General features: G+C 66.6%; 13 protein-coding genes and 1 pseudogene. 8 read left to right on the top strand and 6 right to left on the bottom strand.

Annotation, left to right across the window (positions count from 1 at the left end; genetic code table 11):
• Positions 1–63 precede the first annotated feature (63 nt).
• A complete protein-coding gene (coaD, locus tag NP80_RS26980) occupies positions 64–561 on the bottom strand; it encodes a pantetheine-phosphate adenylyltransferase (protein ID WP_006398238.1) in 498 nt (165 codons plus the stop codon).
• Between the two features lie 111 nt (positions 562–672).
• Positions 673–1,287 (bottom strand): 16S rRNA (guanine(966)-N(2))-methyltransferase RsmD, encoded by a 615-nt coding sequence (gene rsmD / locus NP80_RS26985; RefSeq protein WP_006406633.1) that lies wholly within the window; start codon positions 1,285–1,287, stop codon positions 673–675.
• 214 nt (positions 1,288–1,501) lie between these two features.
• On the opposite strand from rsmD, the gene ftsY reads away from it, so the two are divergent.
• Positions 1,502–2,650: a signal recognition particle-docking protein FtsY gene (gene ftsY / locus NP80_RS26990; protein ID WP_006406634.1), complete on the top strand. Its 1,149-nt coding sequence runs from the start codon at positions 1,502–1,504 to the stop codon at positions 2,648–2,650.
• Between the two features lie 70 nt (positions 2,651–2,720).
• Here ftsY and maiA read toward each other — a convergent pair whose 3' ends face one another.
• Complete coding sequence (maiA, locus tag NP80_RS26995) at positions 2,721–3,365, bottom strand: maleylacetoacetate isomerase (protein ID WP_006406635.1); 645 nt, start codon at positions 3,363–3,365, stop codon at positions 2,721–2,723.
• Between the two features lie 173 nt (positions 3,366–3,538).
• Here maiA and ybiB point away from each other — a divergent pair, with 173 nt between their 5' ends.
• Together ybiB and leuA are read left to right on the top strand one after the other, a co-directional pair.
• Positions 3,539–4,507: a DNA-binding protein YbiB gene (gene ybiB, locus NP80_RS27000; RefSeq protein ID WP_006406636.1), complete on the top strand. Its 969-nt coding sequence runs from the start codon at positions 3,539–3,541 to the stop codon at positions 4,505–4,507.
• Positions 4,508–4,899: 392 nt separating this feature from the next.
• Positions 4,900–6,546, top strand: a complete 1,647-nt coding sequence (gene leuA, locus NP80_RS27005) for a 2-isopropylmalate synthase (RefSeq protein WP_006406638.1) — start codon at positions 4,900–4,902, stop codon at positions 6,544–6,546.
• 134 nt (positions 6,547–6,680) lie between these two features.
• On the opposite strand, the gene NP80_RS27010 is transcribed toward leuA, so the two are convergent.
• Both NP80_RS27010 and NP80_RS27015 read right to left on the bottom strand, forming a co-directional pair.
• Complete coding sequence (locus tag NP80_RS27010; protein ID WP_006398232.1) at positions 6,681–7,064, bottom strand: nuclear transport factor 2 family protein; 384 nt, start codon at positions 7,062–7,064, stop codon at positions 6,681–6,683.
• A gap of 45 nt (positions 7,065–7,109) precedes the next feature.
• A pseudogene (locus NP80_RS27015) lies at positions 7,110–7,680 on the bottom strand (acyloxyacyl hydrolase).
• Between the two features lie 357 nt (positions 7,681–8,037).
• Between NP80_RS27015 and rpoH the strand changes: the two are divergent.
• The 5 genes from rpoH to cydX all read left to right on the top strand — a co-directional run bounded on the left by rpoH (position 8,038) and on the right by cydX (position 12,459).
• Entirely contained in the window at positions 8,038–8,973 is a 936-nt protein-coding gene (gene rpoH, locus NP80_RS27020) for an RNA polymerase sigma factor RpoH (RefSeq protein ID WP_006406641.1), read from the top strand.
• A gap of 308 nt (positions 8,974–9,281) precedes the next feature.
• Entirely contained in the window at positions 9,282–9,539 is a 258-nt protein-coding gene (cydP, locus tag NP80_RS27025) for a cytochrome oxidase putative small subunit CydP (RefSeq protein WP_006406643.1), read from the top strand.
• Positions 9,529–11,109: a cytochrome ubiquinol oxidase subunit I gene (locus NP80_RS27030; RefSeq protein WP_006406644.1), complete on the top strand. Its 1,581-nt coding sequence runs from the start codon at positions 9,529–9,531 to the stop codon at positions 11,107–11,109. The genes cydP and NP80_RS27030 overlap by 11 nt, the downstream gene beginning before the upstream one ends.
• 31 nt (positions 11,110–11,140) lie before the next feature.
• Positions 11,141–12,277 (top strand): cytochrome d ubiquinol oxidase subunit II, encoded by a 1,137-nt coding sequence (gene cydB / locus NP80_RS27035; RefSeq protein ID WP_006406645.1) that lies wholly within the window; start codon positions 11,141–11,143, stop codon positions 12,275–12,277.
• A 59-nt stretch (positions 12,278–12,336) separates the two neighbouring features.
• Complete coding sequence (gene cydX, locus NP80_RS30460; RefSeq protein ID WP_006406646.1) at positions 12,337–12,459, top strand: cytochrome bd-I oxidase subunit CydX; 123 nt, start codon at positions 12,337–12,339, stop codon at positions 12,457–12,459.
• A gap of 139 nt (positions 12,460–12,598) precedes the next feature.
• Here the strand turns inward: cydX and nagE are convergent, their stop codons facing one another.
• Positions 12,599–14,389 carry an N-acetylglucosamine-specific PTS transporter subunit IIBC gene (gene nagE / locus NP80_RS27045; protein ID WP_006406647.1) on the bottom strand — a complete coding sequence of 597 codons (1,791 nt, stop codon included), beginning with the start codon at positions 14,387–14,389 and terminating at the stop codon, positions 12,599–12,601.
• Positions 14,390–14,407 lie beyond the last annotated feature (18 nt).

Here is a 14,407-nt window from a genome sequence, read left to right on the forward strand (position 1 = left end):
AATGCACCAGCGCCGGCGGCAGTTAATACCGGCCGATCTCGCGACGAAATCGGCCAGCCTGCATCAAGCGGCGGGGCCGCCCATCGCGGCGACCTTCTCGGTCAGCCACTTCTCGACGGACGGGAACACGAACTTGCTGACATCGCCACCCAACTGCGCGATTTCACGCACGATCGTGCCCGAAATGAATTGATATTGATCGGACGGCGTCATGAACATCGTCTCGACGTCGGGCAGCAGATAGCGGTTCATCCCGGCCATCTGGAACTCGTATTCGAAATCCGACACCGCGCGCAGCCCGCGCACGATCACGCGCGCGTTGTTCGTGCGCACGAAGTCCTTCAGCAGGCCCTTGAAGCCCATCACCTTCACGTTCGGGTAATGGCCGAGCACCTCGTTCGCAATCTTCAGACGTTCTTCGAGCGAGAAGAACGGCTTTTTCGCGCGACTGTCGGCGACGCCGACGACCAGCGTGTCAAAAATGCTCGACGCGCGCCGCACGAGGTCTTCGTGGCCGCGCGTCAGCGGATCGAACGTACCGGGATACACGGCGACTACCATGTCGCTCCTCCTGTCATCACGCAAACGGGGAAGCAGCGGTGCGACGTGCACGCCACTGCACAGATGGACGTGCGTCGCCGTTCGGGCGCGCCGCCTCTTTTGGAACGCGCATTATTCATCATTTTCGCGCCGCAGCAAATGATAGTGGACCGCGCCGGCCTTGCCGTGTTTCGCGACCTGCCAGCCCGCGAGCGCGTCGTGTGCGGAAAGGTCGAGCTCGGCGCCGGACTCGACGTACAGTGCGCCGCCGTCGGCGACGAGCGGCGCGGTCAACGCGATCGCGCGCGCGAGCGCGGCCGCATCGCCGAACGGCGGATCGAGGAACACGACGTCGAACGAGCGCGGCGCGAGGCCGGCCGCGAGCCGCAGCGCATCGGCCTCGGCAATCTCGACCGTGCGCGCGCCCAGCTTGTCCTTGATCGCACGCAGCTGCTGCGCGGCGCGCGGATGGCGTTCGACCATCACGACGTTCGCCGCGCCGCGCGACGCGGCTTCGAAACCGAGCGCGCCGGTGCCCGCGAACAGGTCCAGACAGCGCTGGCCTTCGAGATCCTGGCCGAGCCAGTTGAACAGCGTCTCGCGCACGCGATCGGGCGTCGGACGCAGGCCGTCGAGGTCGAGCACCGCGAGCGGCGTGCGTTTCCAGTCGCCGCCGATGATGCGGATCGTATGCGGCTTGCCGCGAGCCGACGAGGCCGCGGAGCGGCCGGAAGAGGAACGGGACATACAGGAATATCGGGACGGGGGGAACGGGCATGCGCACCGGCATGCCGGCAAACAGGCGCACGTTACCACAGCGGCGGCGCGTGCTGACGCGAGCGCGTCGCCGCGCCTGATAAAATGCGGCGTTTCGGCCGCGTTGCGCGGCGCTCCGCGAGCGCCGGCGGCTGCCCGGCGCCCCGCGGCTCGCGGCGGCCCGCCCTCTTCCCGACGTCAGACCATGTTCAGCTTCTTCAAACGATTCAAGAAAACGCAGGAGCCCGGCTCCGCGGAATCGCAGCCGGCCGACGCGCCGCAACCCGACGCCCCGTCCGACGCGCACGACGCCGACGTTCCGCCTGCACCTGCACCTGCGCCTGCCGAACCGGCCGCGCCCGCCGTCGTAATGACGGTCACGCCGAGCGACAACGGCCGCGACGAAGTCGTCGAGACCGTCGAAATCGTGCCGCCGCCCGTGCAGGATGCATCGGCGAAGAAATCGTGGCTCGCGCGCCTGAAGACGGGCCTCGCGAAAACGGGCTCGAGCATCACCGGCGTATTCGTAAACACGAAGATCGACGACGCGCTGTACGAGGAGCTCGAAACCGCGCTGCTGATGTCCGATGCGGGTGTCGACGCGACCGAGTACCTGCTCGGCGCGCTGCGCGAAAAGGTGCGCGTGGGCCGCCTGACCGATCCGCAGCAGGTGAAGAGCGCGCTGCGCGACCTGCTCGTCGAGCTGCTGACGCCGCTCGAGAAGTCGCTCGTGCTCGGCCGTGCGCAGCCGCTCGTGATGATGATCGCGGGCGTAAACGGCGCCGGCAAGACGACCAGCATCGGCAAGCTCGCGAAGCATCTGCAGAGCTTCGAACAGTCGGTGCTGCTCGCCGCGGGCGATACGTTCCGCGCCGCGGCGCGCGAACAGCTGACGGTCTGGGGCGAACGCAACAACGTGACCGTCGTGCAGCAGGAAAGCGGCGACCCGGCCGCGGTGATCTTCGACGCGGTCAGCGCCGCGCGCGCGCGCAAGATCGACGTGATGATGGCCGACACGGCCGGCCGCCTGCCGACGCAGCTTCACCTCATGGAAGAGCTGAAGAAGGTGAAGCGCGTGATCGCGAAGGCACACGACGGCGCGCCGCACGAAGTGCTGCTCGTGATCGATGCGAACACCGGTCAGAACGCGCTCACGCAGGTGAAGGCATTCGACGATGCGCTCGGCCTGACGGGCCTCATCGTCACGAAGCTCGACGGCACCGCGAAGGGCGGGATTCTCGCCGCGATCGCGCGGCAGCGACCGGTGCCCGTGTACTTCATCGGCGTCGGCGAAAAGGTCGAGGATCTGCAGCCGTTCAGCGCCGAGGAATTCGCGGACGCGCTGCTCGGCTGATCGTCGTTCGCCGCACCGCATCGCACGAGGCGCCTTCGGGCGCCTTTTTCGTTGGTGCGGCGCCTGCGCGTCACTCGGCGTCCGGCTGCACGCCCGGTTCGGCCGCCTTGAACGCGTCGAGCGTCGACGCATAGTCGGCGATCCGCTGGATCGTCGGATAGCGCGTCGTGTCGATCGAGAAGCGGTTCGCGTTGAACACCTGCGGCACGAGGCAGATGTCGGCGAGCGTCGGCGTATCGCCGAAGCAGAGCTTGCCGGTGCGCGGATCGTTCGCGAGGCGCGTTTCGAGCGACGCGAAGCCCGACTCGATCCAGTGCCGGTACCACGCGTTCTTGTCATCCTCGGACACCTTCAGCGTGTGCTTCAGGTACTTCAGCACGCGCAGGTTGTCGAGCGGATGGATCTCGCATGCGATCTGCAGCGCGATCGCGCGCACGTACGCTCGATCGATCGCCGCCTTCGGCAGCAGCGCGGGCTCCGGATGCGTTTCGTCGAGATACTCGATGATCGCGAGCGACTGCTGCAGCGTCGCGTCGCCGTCGACGAGCGTCGGCACGAGCGCGTCGGGGTTCAGCGCGCGATACTCGTCCTTCAGTTGCTGGCCGCCGTCGCGCAGCATGTGCACGGGCACGTAGTCGTACGGCAGCCGCTTCAGGTTCAGCGCGATCCGCACGCGGTACGAAGCGGAACTGCGGAAATAGCTGTAGAGCTTCATGGGTCGTCTCTCTTGATGTCGTATTCGGCCGAGGCATGCGCAGGCGCGCCGCCGGGGAACCAGAGTGTAGCGCCGTGCGCAGCCGGTGCGTGCGCGAGCGCGCCCGTGCGATACTCGGTGCATCCGTTACCGAATTCCGCGCGCCGCGCTGCCGGCCGCGCGCCCCACGCCCGATGACCGCTGCCCACGACTCCGCCCCGTTCCCCTGCGCCCGCTTCATCAAGGAAATCGGCCGCGGCCCGCACGGCGCGCGCGCGCTGTCGGCCGCCGACACGTTCGAGCTGTATCGCGCGATGCTCGATGCGCGCGTGTCCGACGTCGAACTCGGCGCGATCCTGATCGCCTACCGGCTGAAAGGCGAAACCGCCGACGAACTGGCCGCGATGCTGGCCGCCGCACAGGCGTCGTTCGAGCCCGTGCACGTACGGGACGCGGCGTTCCGGCCCGTCTCGATCCCGAGCTACAACGGCGCACGCAAGCAGCCGAACCTCGTGCCGCTGCTCGCGCTGCTGCTCGCGCGCGAAGGCGTGCCGGTGCTCGTGCACGGCGTCGCGCAGGATCCGGGCCGCGTGACGAGCGCGGAGATCTTCGCGGCGCTGTCGATCGCGCCGTCGACGTCGCACGACGCGATCGAGGATACGCTCGCCGAGCGCCGCGTCGCATTCGCGCCGATCGACACGCTCGCGCCGCGCATCGCGCGGCTGCTGTCGATGCGCGCCGTGCTCGGCGTGCGCAATTCGACGCACACGCTCGTGAAGCTGCTGCAGCCGTTCGCGCCGGCCGGGCTGCGGCTCGTCAACTACACGCATCCGCCGTATCGCGACAGTCTCGTCGAGCTGTTCGCCGCGCATCCGGACGCCGCGCTCGGCGGCGCGCTGCTCGCACGCGGCACCGAGGGCGAAGCCGTCGCGGATACGCGGCGCCAGGTGCAGGTCGACTGGCTGCACGACGGCGTCTGCGACACGCTGATCGAGCCGGAGCGCTCGTCGGCCGACGCGCCGCCCGTCGCGCTGCCCGAATCGCGCGACGCGCAAACGACGGCCGCCTGGACCGACGCCGTGCTGCGAGGCGAGATTCCGGTACCCGACACCGTGGCGCGCCAGGTCGCGACGATCGTGCGGATCGCCCGCACGGCGGGCTGAGCGAGGGCGTCGGCGCGGCCCGCGGTACGCCGGCCCGATCGCGCCCATTTGACACGCGCCCGCATCCTGGCATAGAGTTGCCGTCATGCGTTCCTTCCCGAACACCCTCCGAATTACCTCCGGCCGCCTAGCGCGGCCGCTATCGCTACGACTAGCCTAAGGCTGTCGTAGCGCCGTGCGACGTCTGCACGGTCCCTCCCAGCAGTTCCTCGCAGCACCCTTCTCGCAGTTTTTGCAACCCGAAGTCGTCAGCTTTCGTCCGTCTATCCGTCGGTCGAATCGCGAAGATCATCCGCATCCGCAGCGCGATCGCGCGCCACGGTGCGAGGCAGCGTCAACCGTCGCTCATGCCATCCGTCTTCGCTCGCGACTTGAGACCCGAGGTCAAGAAGATGAAGCGCAACCCGCAAGAAAAGTACCGAGCGTTCGAACCCGTCCGCCTCAACGGCCGCAAGTGGCCGACCCGCACGATCGAGCGGGCGCCGGTGTGGATGAGCACCGACTTGCGCGACGGCAACCAGTCGCTGATCGAACCGATGAGCATCGAGCAGAAGCTCGAGTTCTTCGAGATGCTGGTCGCGATCGGGTTCAAGGAGATCGAAGTCGGTTTTCCGTCGGCGTCGCAAACCGACTTCGATTTCGTGCGCAAGCTGATCGACGAGAAGCGCATCCCCGACGACGTGACGATCGAAGTGCTCGTGCAGTCGCGCGAAGACCTGATCGCCCGCACGTTCGAAGCGCTTGAAGGCGTGCCGCGCGCGATCGTGCATCTGTACAACGCGATCTGCCCGTCGTTCCGCCGCATCGTGTTCGGGATGTCGAAGGACGACGTGAAGGCGCTCGCGGTCGAAGGCACGCGCCTCATCAAGGCATACGCGGCCGCGCGCCCGGACACGCAGTGGACCTACCAGTATTCGCCGGAAACCTTCAGCATGACTGAGCTGACGTTCGCGCGCGAAGTGTGCGACGCGGTCGCGCAAATGTGGCGTCCGACCCGCGACCACAAGATGATCGTCAACCTGCCGGCGACCGTCGAAGCCGCGATGCCGAACGTGTTCGCCGATCAGATCGAATGGATGGACCGCAATCTCGCGTATCGCGACAGCATCGTGCTGTCCGTCCATCCGCACAACGACCGCGGCACCGCGGTCGCCGCCGCCGAGCTCGCGCTGCTCGCCGGCGCGGATCGCATCGAGGGTTGCCTGTTCGGCAACGGCGAGCGCACCGGCAACGTCGATCTCGTCACGCTCGCGCTCAATCTGTATACGCAGGGCATCGATCCGGGCCTCGACTTCTCCGACATCGACGCGGTGCGCCGCGTCGTCGAACGCTGCAACCAGATTCCCGTGCATCCGCGTCACCCGTACGCGGGCGACCTCGTCTTCACCGCGTTCTCCGGCTCGCACCAGGACGCGATCCGCAAGGGCTTCGCGCAGCAACGCGCGGACGCGCTGTGGGAAGTGCCGTATCTGCCCATCGACCCGGCCGATCTCGGCCGCAGCTACGACGCGGTGATCCGCGTGAACAGCCAGTCCGGCAAGGGCGGCGCGACGTACCTGCTCGAGCGCGGGATGGGCTTTACGCCGACGCGCCGCGTGCAGATCGAATTCAGCCACGCGGTGCAGACGCTCGCCGATGCGTCGGGCGCCGAAGTCACCGGGGACGCGATCTGCGCGCTCTTTGCGCGCGAATTCCTCGAAACCGACGGCCCGGCCGCGCGGCACGGCAACGGCGCGCGCTGGCAGAATCGCGAGATCGCAGGCGCGTTCGCGGCCGACGCGGCGCCCGAAGCGGCCGTGCAGCGCGCGGCCGCGGCGTTCGCGGCGGCCGCCGGCGCGACGATCGACGTCGCATCGTGCGAGCACGTGCGCACAGTGGACGGGCGCATCGCCGTGTCGGTCGGCTGCCGCGTCGGCGATGCGCCGCTGCGGCACGGCGTCGGCGTCCATGCCGACGCGTCGTGCGCGGCGCTCGATGCGGTCGTCAGCGCGATCAATCGCTCCACCTGGCAGCACGCGGACCGGCGCGCGGCCGCCTGAGGCACACGACCGCTCGCCTTCGGCGCGAGCGGTGCGCAACCGCCCGTGCGCCGCGCGATCCGCGCTGCACGGGCAACAAAAAGCGGCCCAGAAGGCCGCTTCGGTCGATACATGAAAATGGGCGCGACGCGCGCTCATGTGTCGGTTGCGCACCGCGTCGCCTGCCAGGCCAGCAGGCGCCAGCGGCCCTGCTCCTGTGCCTGGACCGCCGTGTAGGCGATCGGGAACACGAGGCCGCCGTTGTTCGTTTCCATCTCGATCAGCGCACGGCCCGTGACGAGGCAGGTGCCGTCGCCGACGGGCAGCACGTCCTGCGACTGAATCTCGATCTGGCGATAGCGGCGGCGGCCGGCGGCAATGGCGTCGATGAACTGCTGCTTGGTTTCCCGCTTGCCGTTCGTGTGCACGTAGAAGACCTTCTCCGACAGCAGCGCATCGAGCGCCTCGCCGTCCCCGTCGACCATCGCCCGGAACCGATCGCGCTCGAGCGCGCGGATCGCATCGACCACCTTCGTCATCGCCTGACTCCTCGGCAACGCGCACGCCGTGCGCGGGCATGCGGATCAGAAGTTGTACTGCACGTAGAACTGGTGGAAATTTACCCCAGGATTCGGCTCTTTGATACCCGCGTTCGACACATGCTGGAAGCGGTATCCGACCTGATACTGCTGCCGTTCGCCGAATTGCGCGCCGACGCCGACGACGTCCGCGAACTGAAAGGCGGTCGACATCGAGAAGTTGTCGGAAATCGTCGGGTGCGTGAGCAGCCGCACGCCGGCGCCGGCCTCGGATGAACGGCCGGACCTGGCCGGCGCTCTTGATGAAGCGGAACATCGGCGTCGCGCCGAATTCGCCGATATTGCCGTGAATGTTGCCGCCCGTATGCCAGTAACCGACATGGCCTTCCAGCACGAACGCGAAGTGCCATCCGCCGATTTCCCACCAGTTCCAGCCGGGATCCCACACCACGGCCAGATCGGCCTTGTCGATACCGTGGCGATCCGAGAAGCCGCCGCCCGCCTGGATGCCCCAGCGGTCGGCGAAAGCCAGCCCCGATCCGGCGAGCAGGGAGGCCGCGACCGCGGCATGCAGGACGATCCGGCTACGCGGCCGGCGGTTCTTCTTCTTGTTCATCTGACACTCCAACTTTGTGGGTTGAATGGAGCCGGCCGCGCGGCCGTGCTCGAGCGAACTGAATGGTATGGTAAAGGACTTTTCCGATCGGCATCGCGAAGCGAAATTGTTTGCTTCCAAAACTACAAAAATCGAAACCGTCTGCCGATTCGGGTCGCCGGCCGCCACTATCGGAACTCGCGACTGCGCCTCCGGTCGAACCCTAGACTATCGACTCGACTATTTTGATAGATAACCGGGAACTCCGATGTCCGCACGGCCTCTAAGGTATTAGCACTCGGCTCCACGGAGTGCTAAGATTGGCCTCGGAATCTAACCCGAGACCAGGGTTCATCCCTGATTCCAAAGGAGTTTTTAGTGAGCAACGCCCTGACCCTCCCGAATACCCTGAGCCCGACGCCGGCCAAGGCCGAATCGGCAGGCTCGCTGGCGCTCGCAACTCATTCGATGTTGCCGGGTCAGCTTGGCAACATCGATGCGTACATCCAGGCCGTCAACCGCATTCCGCTGCTGACCGCCGAAGAGGAACGCCAGTACGCGACCGAATACCGCGAAAATAACAACCTGGAGGCCGCGCGCCGCCTGGTGTTGTCGCACCTGCGCCTGGTCGTGTCGATCGCGCGCAACTATCTCGGCTACGGGCTGCCGCACGGCGACCTGATCCAGGAAGGCAACATCGGTCTGATGAAAGCGGTGAAGCGTTTCGATCCGGCGCAAAACGTGCGCCTGGTGTCGTACGCGATTCACTGGATCAAGGCCGAAATCCACGAGTACATCCTGCGCAACTGGCGGATGGTGAAGGTCGCGACGACGAAGGCGCAGCGCAAGCTGTTCTTCAACCTGCGCAGCCACAAGAAAGGCATGCAGGCGATGACGCCCGAGGAGATCGACGGTCTCGCGCAGGAACTGAACGTGAAGCGCGAAGAGGTGACCGAGATGGAAACGCGCCTGTCGGGCGGCGACATCGCGCTCGAAGGGCAAGTCGAGGACGGCGAGGAATCGTACGCGCCGATCGCCTATCTGGCCGATTCGCATAACGAGCCGACCGCCGTGCTGGCTGCGCGCCAGCGCGACATGCTCCAGACGGACGGCATCGCCCAGGCGCTCGACGCGCTCGACGCGCGCAGCCGCCGCATCATCGAGGCGCGCTGGCTGCACGTCGACGACGACGGCTCGGGCGGCTCGACGCTGCACGATCTCGCGGCCGAATTCGGCGTCTCCGCGGAGCGTATCCGCCAGATCGAAGCGAGCGCAATGAAAAAGATGCGCACGGCACTCGCCGAATACGCATAATCCGACGATCCCGAACGCATCACCGAAAACCGCTGCCACCCGGCAGCGGTTTTTTTTCGCCCATTCACGGCTTCGGCTTTGCGCGTGCATTTGCCCGTTCTCGAGCATGCTCCGCAAAACCTTGATCTGCCTCAAGTTTTTCCACTGGCTTCGCGACGGTCTGCCGCAGCGCAGCACTCGGCATTGCAAATGCGCGCTTTTAAAATTGGCATATCCCGCGCAAAAGGATTAAAACAGCTTAACAGCCGTCACATATTCCGCATAAAGTCGCGCCAAAACCGCTTTAAATCGTTTCAGGGAAAACGGCATTGATCTCGATCAATCAGGAACCGGCCCGGCCGCGCGGCTGGCGCGCGCGCGTCGTCGCGTGGGCGCACGGCCCGACCCTCGCCCGCGACATCACGCTCGTGCTGATCTTCAAGCTGATCCTGTTGATGTCGCTCAAATACGCATTCTTCAATCATCCGCAGGCTGACCACATGTCGCTGCCGCCTGCCGCCGTCGCCGAGAAGCTGCTCTCGGTACCGGCACCCGCTTCTACCGAGGGAGACCACCATGATAAGTAGCGAAGTCGTCGATCTGTCACGTCTGCAGTTCGGCATCACGGCGCTCTACCACTTCCTGTTCGTCCCGCTGACGCTCGGCCTGTCCTGGCTGCTCGTCATCATGGAATCCGTCTACGTGATGACCGGCAAGCAGGTCTACAAGGACATGACGCAGTTCTGGGGCAAGCTGTTCGGCATCAACTTCGCGATGGGCGTGACGACCGGCATCACGCTCGAATTCCAGTTCGGCACGAACTGGTCGTACTACTCCCACTACGTCGGCGACATCTTCGGCGTGCCGCTCGCCGTCGAAGGCCTGATGGCGTTCTTCCTCGAGTCGACGTTCGTCGGGCTGTTCTTCTTCGGCTGGAACCGCCTGTCGAAAGTGCAGCATCTGATCGTCACGTTCCTCGTCGCGCTCGGCTCGAATCTGTCGGCGCTGTGGATCCTCGTCGCCAACGGCTGGATGAACAATCCGGTCGGCGCCGAGTTCAACTACCAGACGATGCGCATGGAGCTGACGAGCCTGTTCGACGTGCTGTTCAACCCGGTCGCGCAGGTGAAGTTCGTGCACACGGTGTCGGCCGGCTACGTGACGGCCGCGATGTTCGTGCTCGGCGTGTCGTCGTGGTATCTGCTGAAAAAGCGCGACGTCGACTTCGCGCTGCGCTCGTTCGCGGTCGCGGCCGGCTTCGGCCTCGCCTCCACGCTCTGCGTGATCGTGCTCGGCGACGAATCGGGCTACACGACCGGCGAAGTGCAGAAGATGAAGCTCGCCGCAATCGAATCGGAATGGGAAACGCAGCCGGCGCCGGCGTCGTTCACGCTGATCGGCATCCCGAACCAGGAAGCGCAGCGCACCGACTACGCGATCAAGATTCCGTATGCGCTCGGCCTGATCGCGACGCGCTCGATCGACGAGCCCGTGATCGGCCTGCGCGAGCTCGCGAAGCGCAGCGAGGCGCACATCCAGAGCGGCATGATCGCGTACGGTGCGCTGCAGAAGATCAAGGCCGGCGACACGAGCGCCGCGACGCGCGCGCTGTTCGACGAGCACAAGCAGTATCTCGGCTACGGGCTGATGCTCAAGCAGTTCACGCCGAACGTGACCGACGCGACGCCCGCGCAGATCGAAGCGGCGGCGAAGAAGACGATTCCGCCGGTCGCGCCCGTGTTCTTCTCGTTCCGCATCATGGTGTTCCTCGGCTTCCTGTTCCTCGCGACCTTCATCGCCGCGTTCTGGTTCTGCGCGCGCCGCCAGTTGCTGCAGGACAACCGCCGCTGGTTCCTGCGCTACGCGGTATGGGCGATCCCGCTGCCGTGGCTCGCGGCGGAATTCGGCTGGGTCGTCGCCGAGCTCGGCCGCCAGCCGTGGACGATCGCGGGCGTGCTGCCGACGCATCTGTCGGCGTCGAGCCTCACGCCGACCGACCTGTACCTGAGCCTGGCCGGGTTCATCGTGTTCTACACCGCGCTGTTCGTGATCGAAATCACGCTGATGTTCAAGTACGCGCGCCTCGGCCCGTCGTCGCTGCACACCGGCCGCTATCACCACGAGCAGGCGGCCGCACGCGAACACGCGGCCGCATGAGCACGCCCCCGCAACGACACAAGGAATCGCTATGGACTATGCAACGCTCAAGCTGATCTGGTGGCTGCTCGTCGGCGTGCTGCTGATTGGCTTCGCCGTCACCGACGGCTTCGACATGGGCGCGACCGCGCTGCTGCCGTTCCTCGGCAAGACCGACGACGAACGCCGGATCATCGTCAACACGGTCGGCGCGACGTGGGAAGGCAACCAGGTATGGCTGATCACGGCCGGCGGCGCGATGTTCGCCGCGTGGCCGCTCGTCTACGCCGCGTCGTTCTCCGGCTTCTACTTCGCGATGCTGCTCGTGCTGTTCGCGCTGTTCTTCCGGCCGGTCGGCTTCGACTATCGCAGCAAGCGCACGGACCCGCGCTGGCGCGCAGGCTGGGACTGGGGCCTGTTCATCGGCGGCTTCGTGCCGGCGCTCGTGTTCGGCGTCGCGTTCGGCAATCTGCTGCAGGGCGTGCCGTTTCGCTTCGATACCGATCTGCGCGTCAGCTATCACGGCAGCTTCTGGGCGCTGCTGAATCCGTTCGCGGTGCTCTGCGGGCTCGTCAGCCTGACGATGCTCGTCGCGCACGGCGCCGCGTTCATCAAGATGAAGACCGACGGCATGATCGCGCGCCGTGCGTCGGTCGCGCTGCGCGTGTCGTCGTTCGTCGCGGTCGTGCTGTTCGCGCTCGCGGGCGTGCTGGTCGCCGCCTATGTCGACGGCTTTCACATCACGCGTGCCGCGCCCGCCGGCACGGTCGCCAATCCGCTGCTGAAGGAGGTCGCGTCCGGCGCCGGGCTGTGGCTCGCGAACTACCGCGACTATCCCTGGATGATCGCGGCGCCCGTCGTCGGCATCGCGGGCGGGCTGCTCGCGACGCTGCTCGCCGGCTCGCGCCGCGAGAAGACCGCGTTCTTCTGCACGGGCCTGATGATCGTCGGCGTGATCCTCACGGCCGGCTTCTCGATGTTCCCGTTCATCATGCCGTCGTCGCTGGACCCGACGAGCAGCCTGACCGTCTGGGATTCGACGTCGAGCGAGAAGACGCTGCTCGTGATGCTATTCGCCGTGATCGTGTTCCTGCCGATCATCCTCGTCTATACGAGCTGGGTCTATCGCGTGATGCGCGGCAAGGTCACGCGTCAGGTGCTCGACGAGAACACGCACTCGATGTATTGAACGCGGCCGGCGCGCGCAGGCGCGCCGCGCCGCTCCCCCGTTTCGCAAGGAGTCGGATCATGTGGTATTTCAGCTGGATTCTCGGGATCGGCGTCGCGCTGTCGTTCGGGATCGTCAACGCGATGTGGCTCGAGGCGCGCCAAAAGCAGCAGGAAGCGTCGGTGCGCGTGGCGCGCAAGTGACGTCGCACAGCAGCGGCGGCGGTCAGGCGCTGCCGCGCGCCGTGCCAAAACAAAACGGCTTGCGATCGCATCGCAAGCCGTTTCCGTTTTGCCGGCCGGCCGCCGATCCGCTATGCGGATGCGGGCCGGCGTCGTCGCGTCAAGCCGGTTGTGCGGCCGCGCCGTCGCCGGCCGACGGCAGGCGTGCGCCGAGCTGCTGCGCGTAGCGCGCAGCCGCGTTGCCGCAGACGATGTGCAGCGTGTCCGACGACACCCATGCGACGTCGAGCGTGCCGAGGCGCTCGCGATCGACCGCCGACGGATCGCGCACGACGACGCGCAAACGCGTGGTCGCGATCGCGTCGAGCGACACGACGTTCGTCGCGCCGCCGAACACCGCGAGCCAGCGTGCGGGCTCCGGATCGAGCGGGCCGGCTGCCGCGCCTGTGGCGGGCTCCGCGACGGCGCCCGCAGGCGCCGTCGCGTTCACGGCCGCGCCTGCTGCGCCGCCGCCGATCGCCGCGCGCATCTCGTCCGCGATGATGTCGGCCTCGGGCCCGATGATGACCTGCACGCTGTTGCCGCCGCGCTTGAGCACGCCGCGCGCACCGATCGACTTCAGCTCCGGCTCCGACACTTTCGCCGGATCGACGACGGTCAGACGCAGACGCGTCGTGCATGCATCGACGACGCTCAGGTTGCCCGCACCGCCGAGCGCCGCGATATAGCGCTGCGCGCGCGGCGCGGCGGCCGCGGCCGTCGCAGCGCCCGCAGCGCCGGCGGCCGGCGCGACGAAGCCGCCGGATGCATACGATTCGCTCGCCGCATCGGCCGATGCCGGCTCGCGGCCCGGCGTCGCCATGTTGAAGGTGCGGATGAAGAAGCGGAACAGTGCGTAATACGCGATGCCGTACGCGATGCCGAGCGGAATCGCGATCCAGCCCTTCGTCGATAGCCCGTAGTTCAGCACGTAGTCGATCGCGCCGGCCGAGAACGTGAAGCCGAGCTTCACGCCGAGGATCTGGCAGATCGCGAGCGACAGCCCCGTCAGCACCGCGTGGATCACGTACAGCACCGGCGCGAGGAACATGAAGCTGAACTCGATCGGCTCGGTCACGCCCGTGAGGAACGACGTGAGCGCCATCGAGAACAGCAGGCCGCCGACCATCGCGCGACGCTCCTTCGGCGCTTCGTGCAGCATCGCGAGACACGCGGCCGGCAGGCCGAACATCATGATCGGGAAGAAGCCGGCCATGAAGGTGCCCGCGGTCGGATCGCCCGCAAAGAAGCGATGCAGGTCGCCGTGCACGATCTCGCCGCCGGCGGGCGGCGTGAAGTTGCCGAACACGAACCACGCGAGCGAGTTGATGATGTGGTGCAGCCCCGTGACGAGCAGCAGCCGGTTCAGGAAGCCGAACACGAACGCACCGATCGCGCCCGCCGTCGTCAGCCACTGCCCGGCCGCATCGATCGCATGCTGGATCGGCTGCCACACGTAGCCGAACACGATGCCGAGCACCACGCATACGAGCCCCGTGATGATCGGCACGAACCGCTTGCCGCCGAAGAACGCGAGGTAGTCGGGCAGCTTGATGTCCTTGTAGCGGTTGTACAGCAGGCCGGCCACGACACCCGCGATGATGCCGGACAGCACACCCATGTTCAGCTTCGGGTCGATGTCCTTCATGATCGCGGTTTCGATCAGATAGCCGATCGCGCCCGCGAGCGCCGCGACGCCGTTGTTGTCCTTCGCGAAGCCGACCGCCACGCCGATCGCGAACAAGAGCGGCAGGTTGTCGAAGATCGCGCCACCGGCATCGGCGATCATCTTGATGTTGAACACGTCCGGCTGCCCGAGCCGCAGCAGGATGCCGGCGACCGGCAACACCGCGATCGGCAGCATCAGCGCCCGTCCCAGGCTCTGTATCTTCAGAAACGGATTCCCGTCCATTCAGTCCTCCAGTCCATT

Source organism: Burkholderia multivorans ATCC BAA-247 (genome assembly GCF_000959525.1).
Lineage (GTDB): Bacteria > Pseudomonadota > Gammaproteobacteria > Burkholderiales > Burkholderiaceae > Burkholderia > Burkholderia multivorans.

What these genes read in the sequence shown, in the direction of transcription:
- coaD (WP_006398238.1), bottom strand. Translation starts at nt 561, where the DNA reads ATGGTAGTCGCCGTGTATCCCGGTACGTTCGATCCGCTGACGCGCGGC.
- rsmD (WP_006406633.1), bottom strand. Translation starts at nt 1,287, where the DNA reads ATGTCCCGTTCCTCTTCCGGCCGCTCCGCGGCCTCGTCGGCTCGCGGC.
- ftsY (WP_006406634.1), top strand. Translation starts at nt 1,502, where the DNA reads ATGTTCAGCTTCTTCAAACGATTCAAGAAAACGCAGGAGCCCGGCTCC.
- maiA (WP_006406635.1), bottom strand. Translation starts at nt 3,365, where the DNA reads ATGAAGCTCTACAGCTATTTCCGCAGTTCCGCTTCGTACCGCGTGCGG.
- ybiB (WP_006406636.1), top strand. Translation starts at nt 3,539, where the DNA reads ATGACCGCTGCCCACGACTCCGCCCCGTTCCCCTGCGCCCGCTTCATC.
- leuA (WP_006406638.1), top strand. Translation starts at nt 4,900, where the DNA reads ATGAAGCGCAACCCGCAAGAAAAGTACCGAGCGTTCGAACCCGTCCGC.
- NP80_RS27010 (WP_006398232.1), bottom strand. Translation starts at nt 7,064, where the DNA reads ATGACGAAGGTGGTCGATGCGATCCGCGCGCTCGAGCGCGATCGGTTC.
- NP80_RS27030 (WP_006406644.1), top strand. Translation starts at nt 9,529, where the DNA reads ATGATAAGTAGCGAAGTCGTCGATCTGTCACGTCTGCAGTTCGGCATC.
- cydB (WP_006406645.1), top strand. Translation starts at nt 11,141, where the DNA reads ATGGACTATGCAACGCTCAAGCTGATCTGGTGGCTGCTCGTCGGCGTG.
- cydX (WP_006406646.1), top strand. Translation starts at nt 12,337, where the DNA reads ATGTGGTATTTCAGCTGGATTCTCGGGATCGGCGTCGCGCTGTCGTTC.
- nagE (WP_006406647.1), bottom strand. Translation starts at nt 14,389, where the DNA reads ATGGACGGGAATCCGTTTCTGAAGATACAGAGCCTGGGACGGGCGCTG.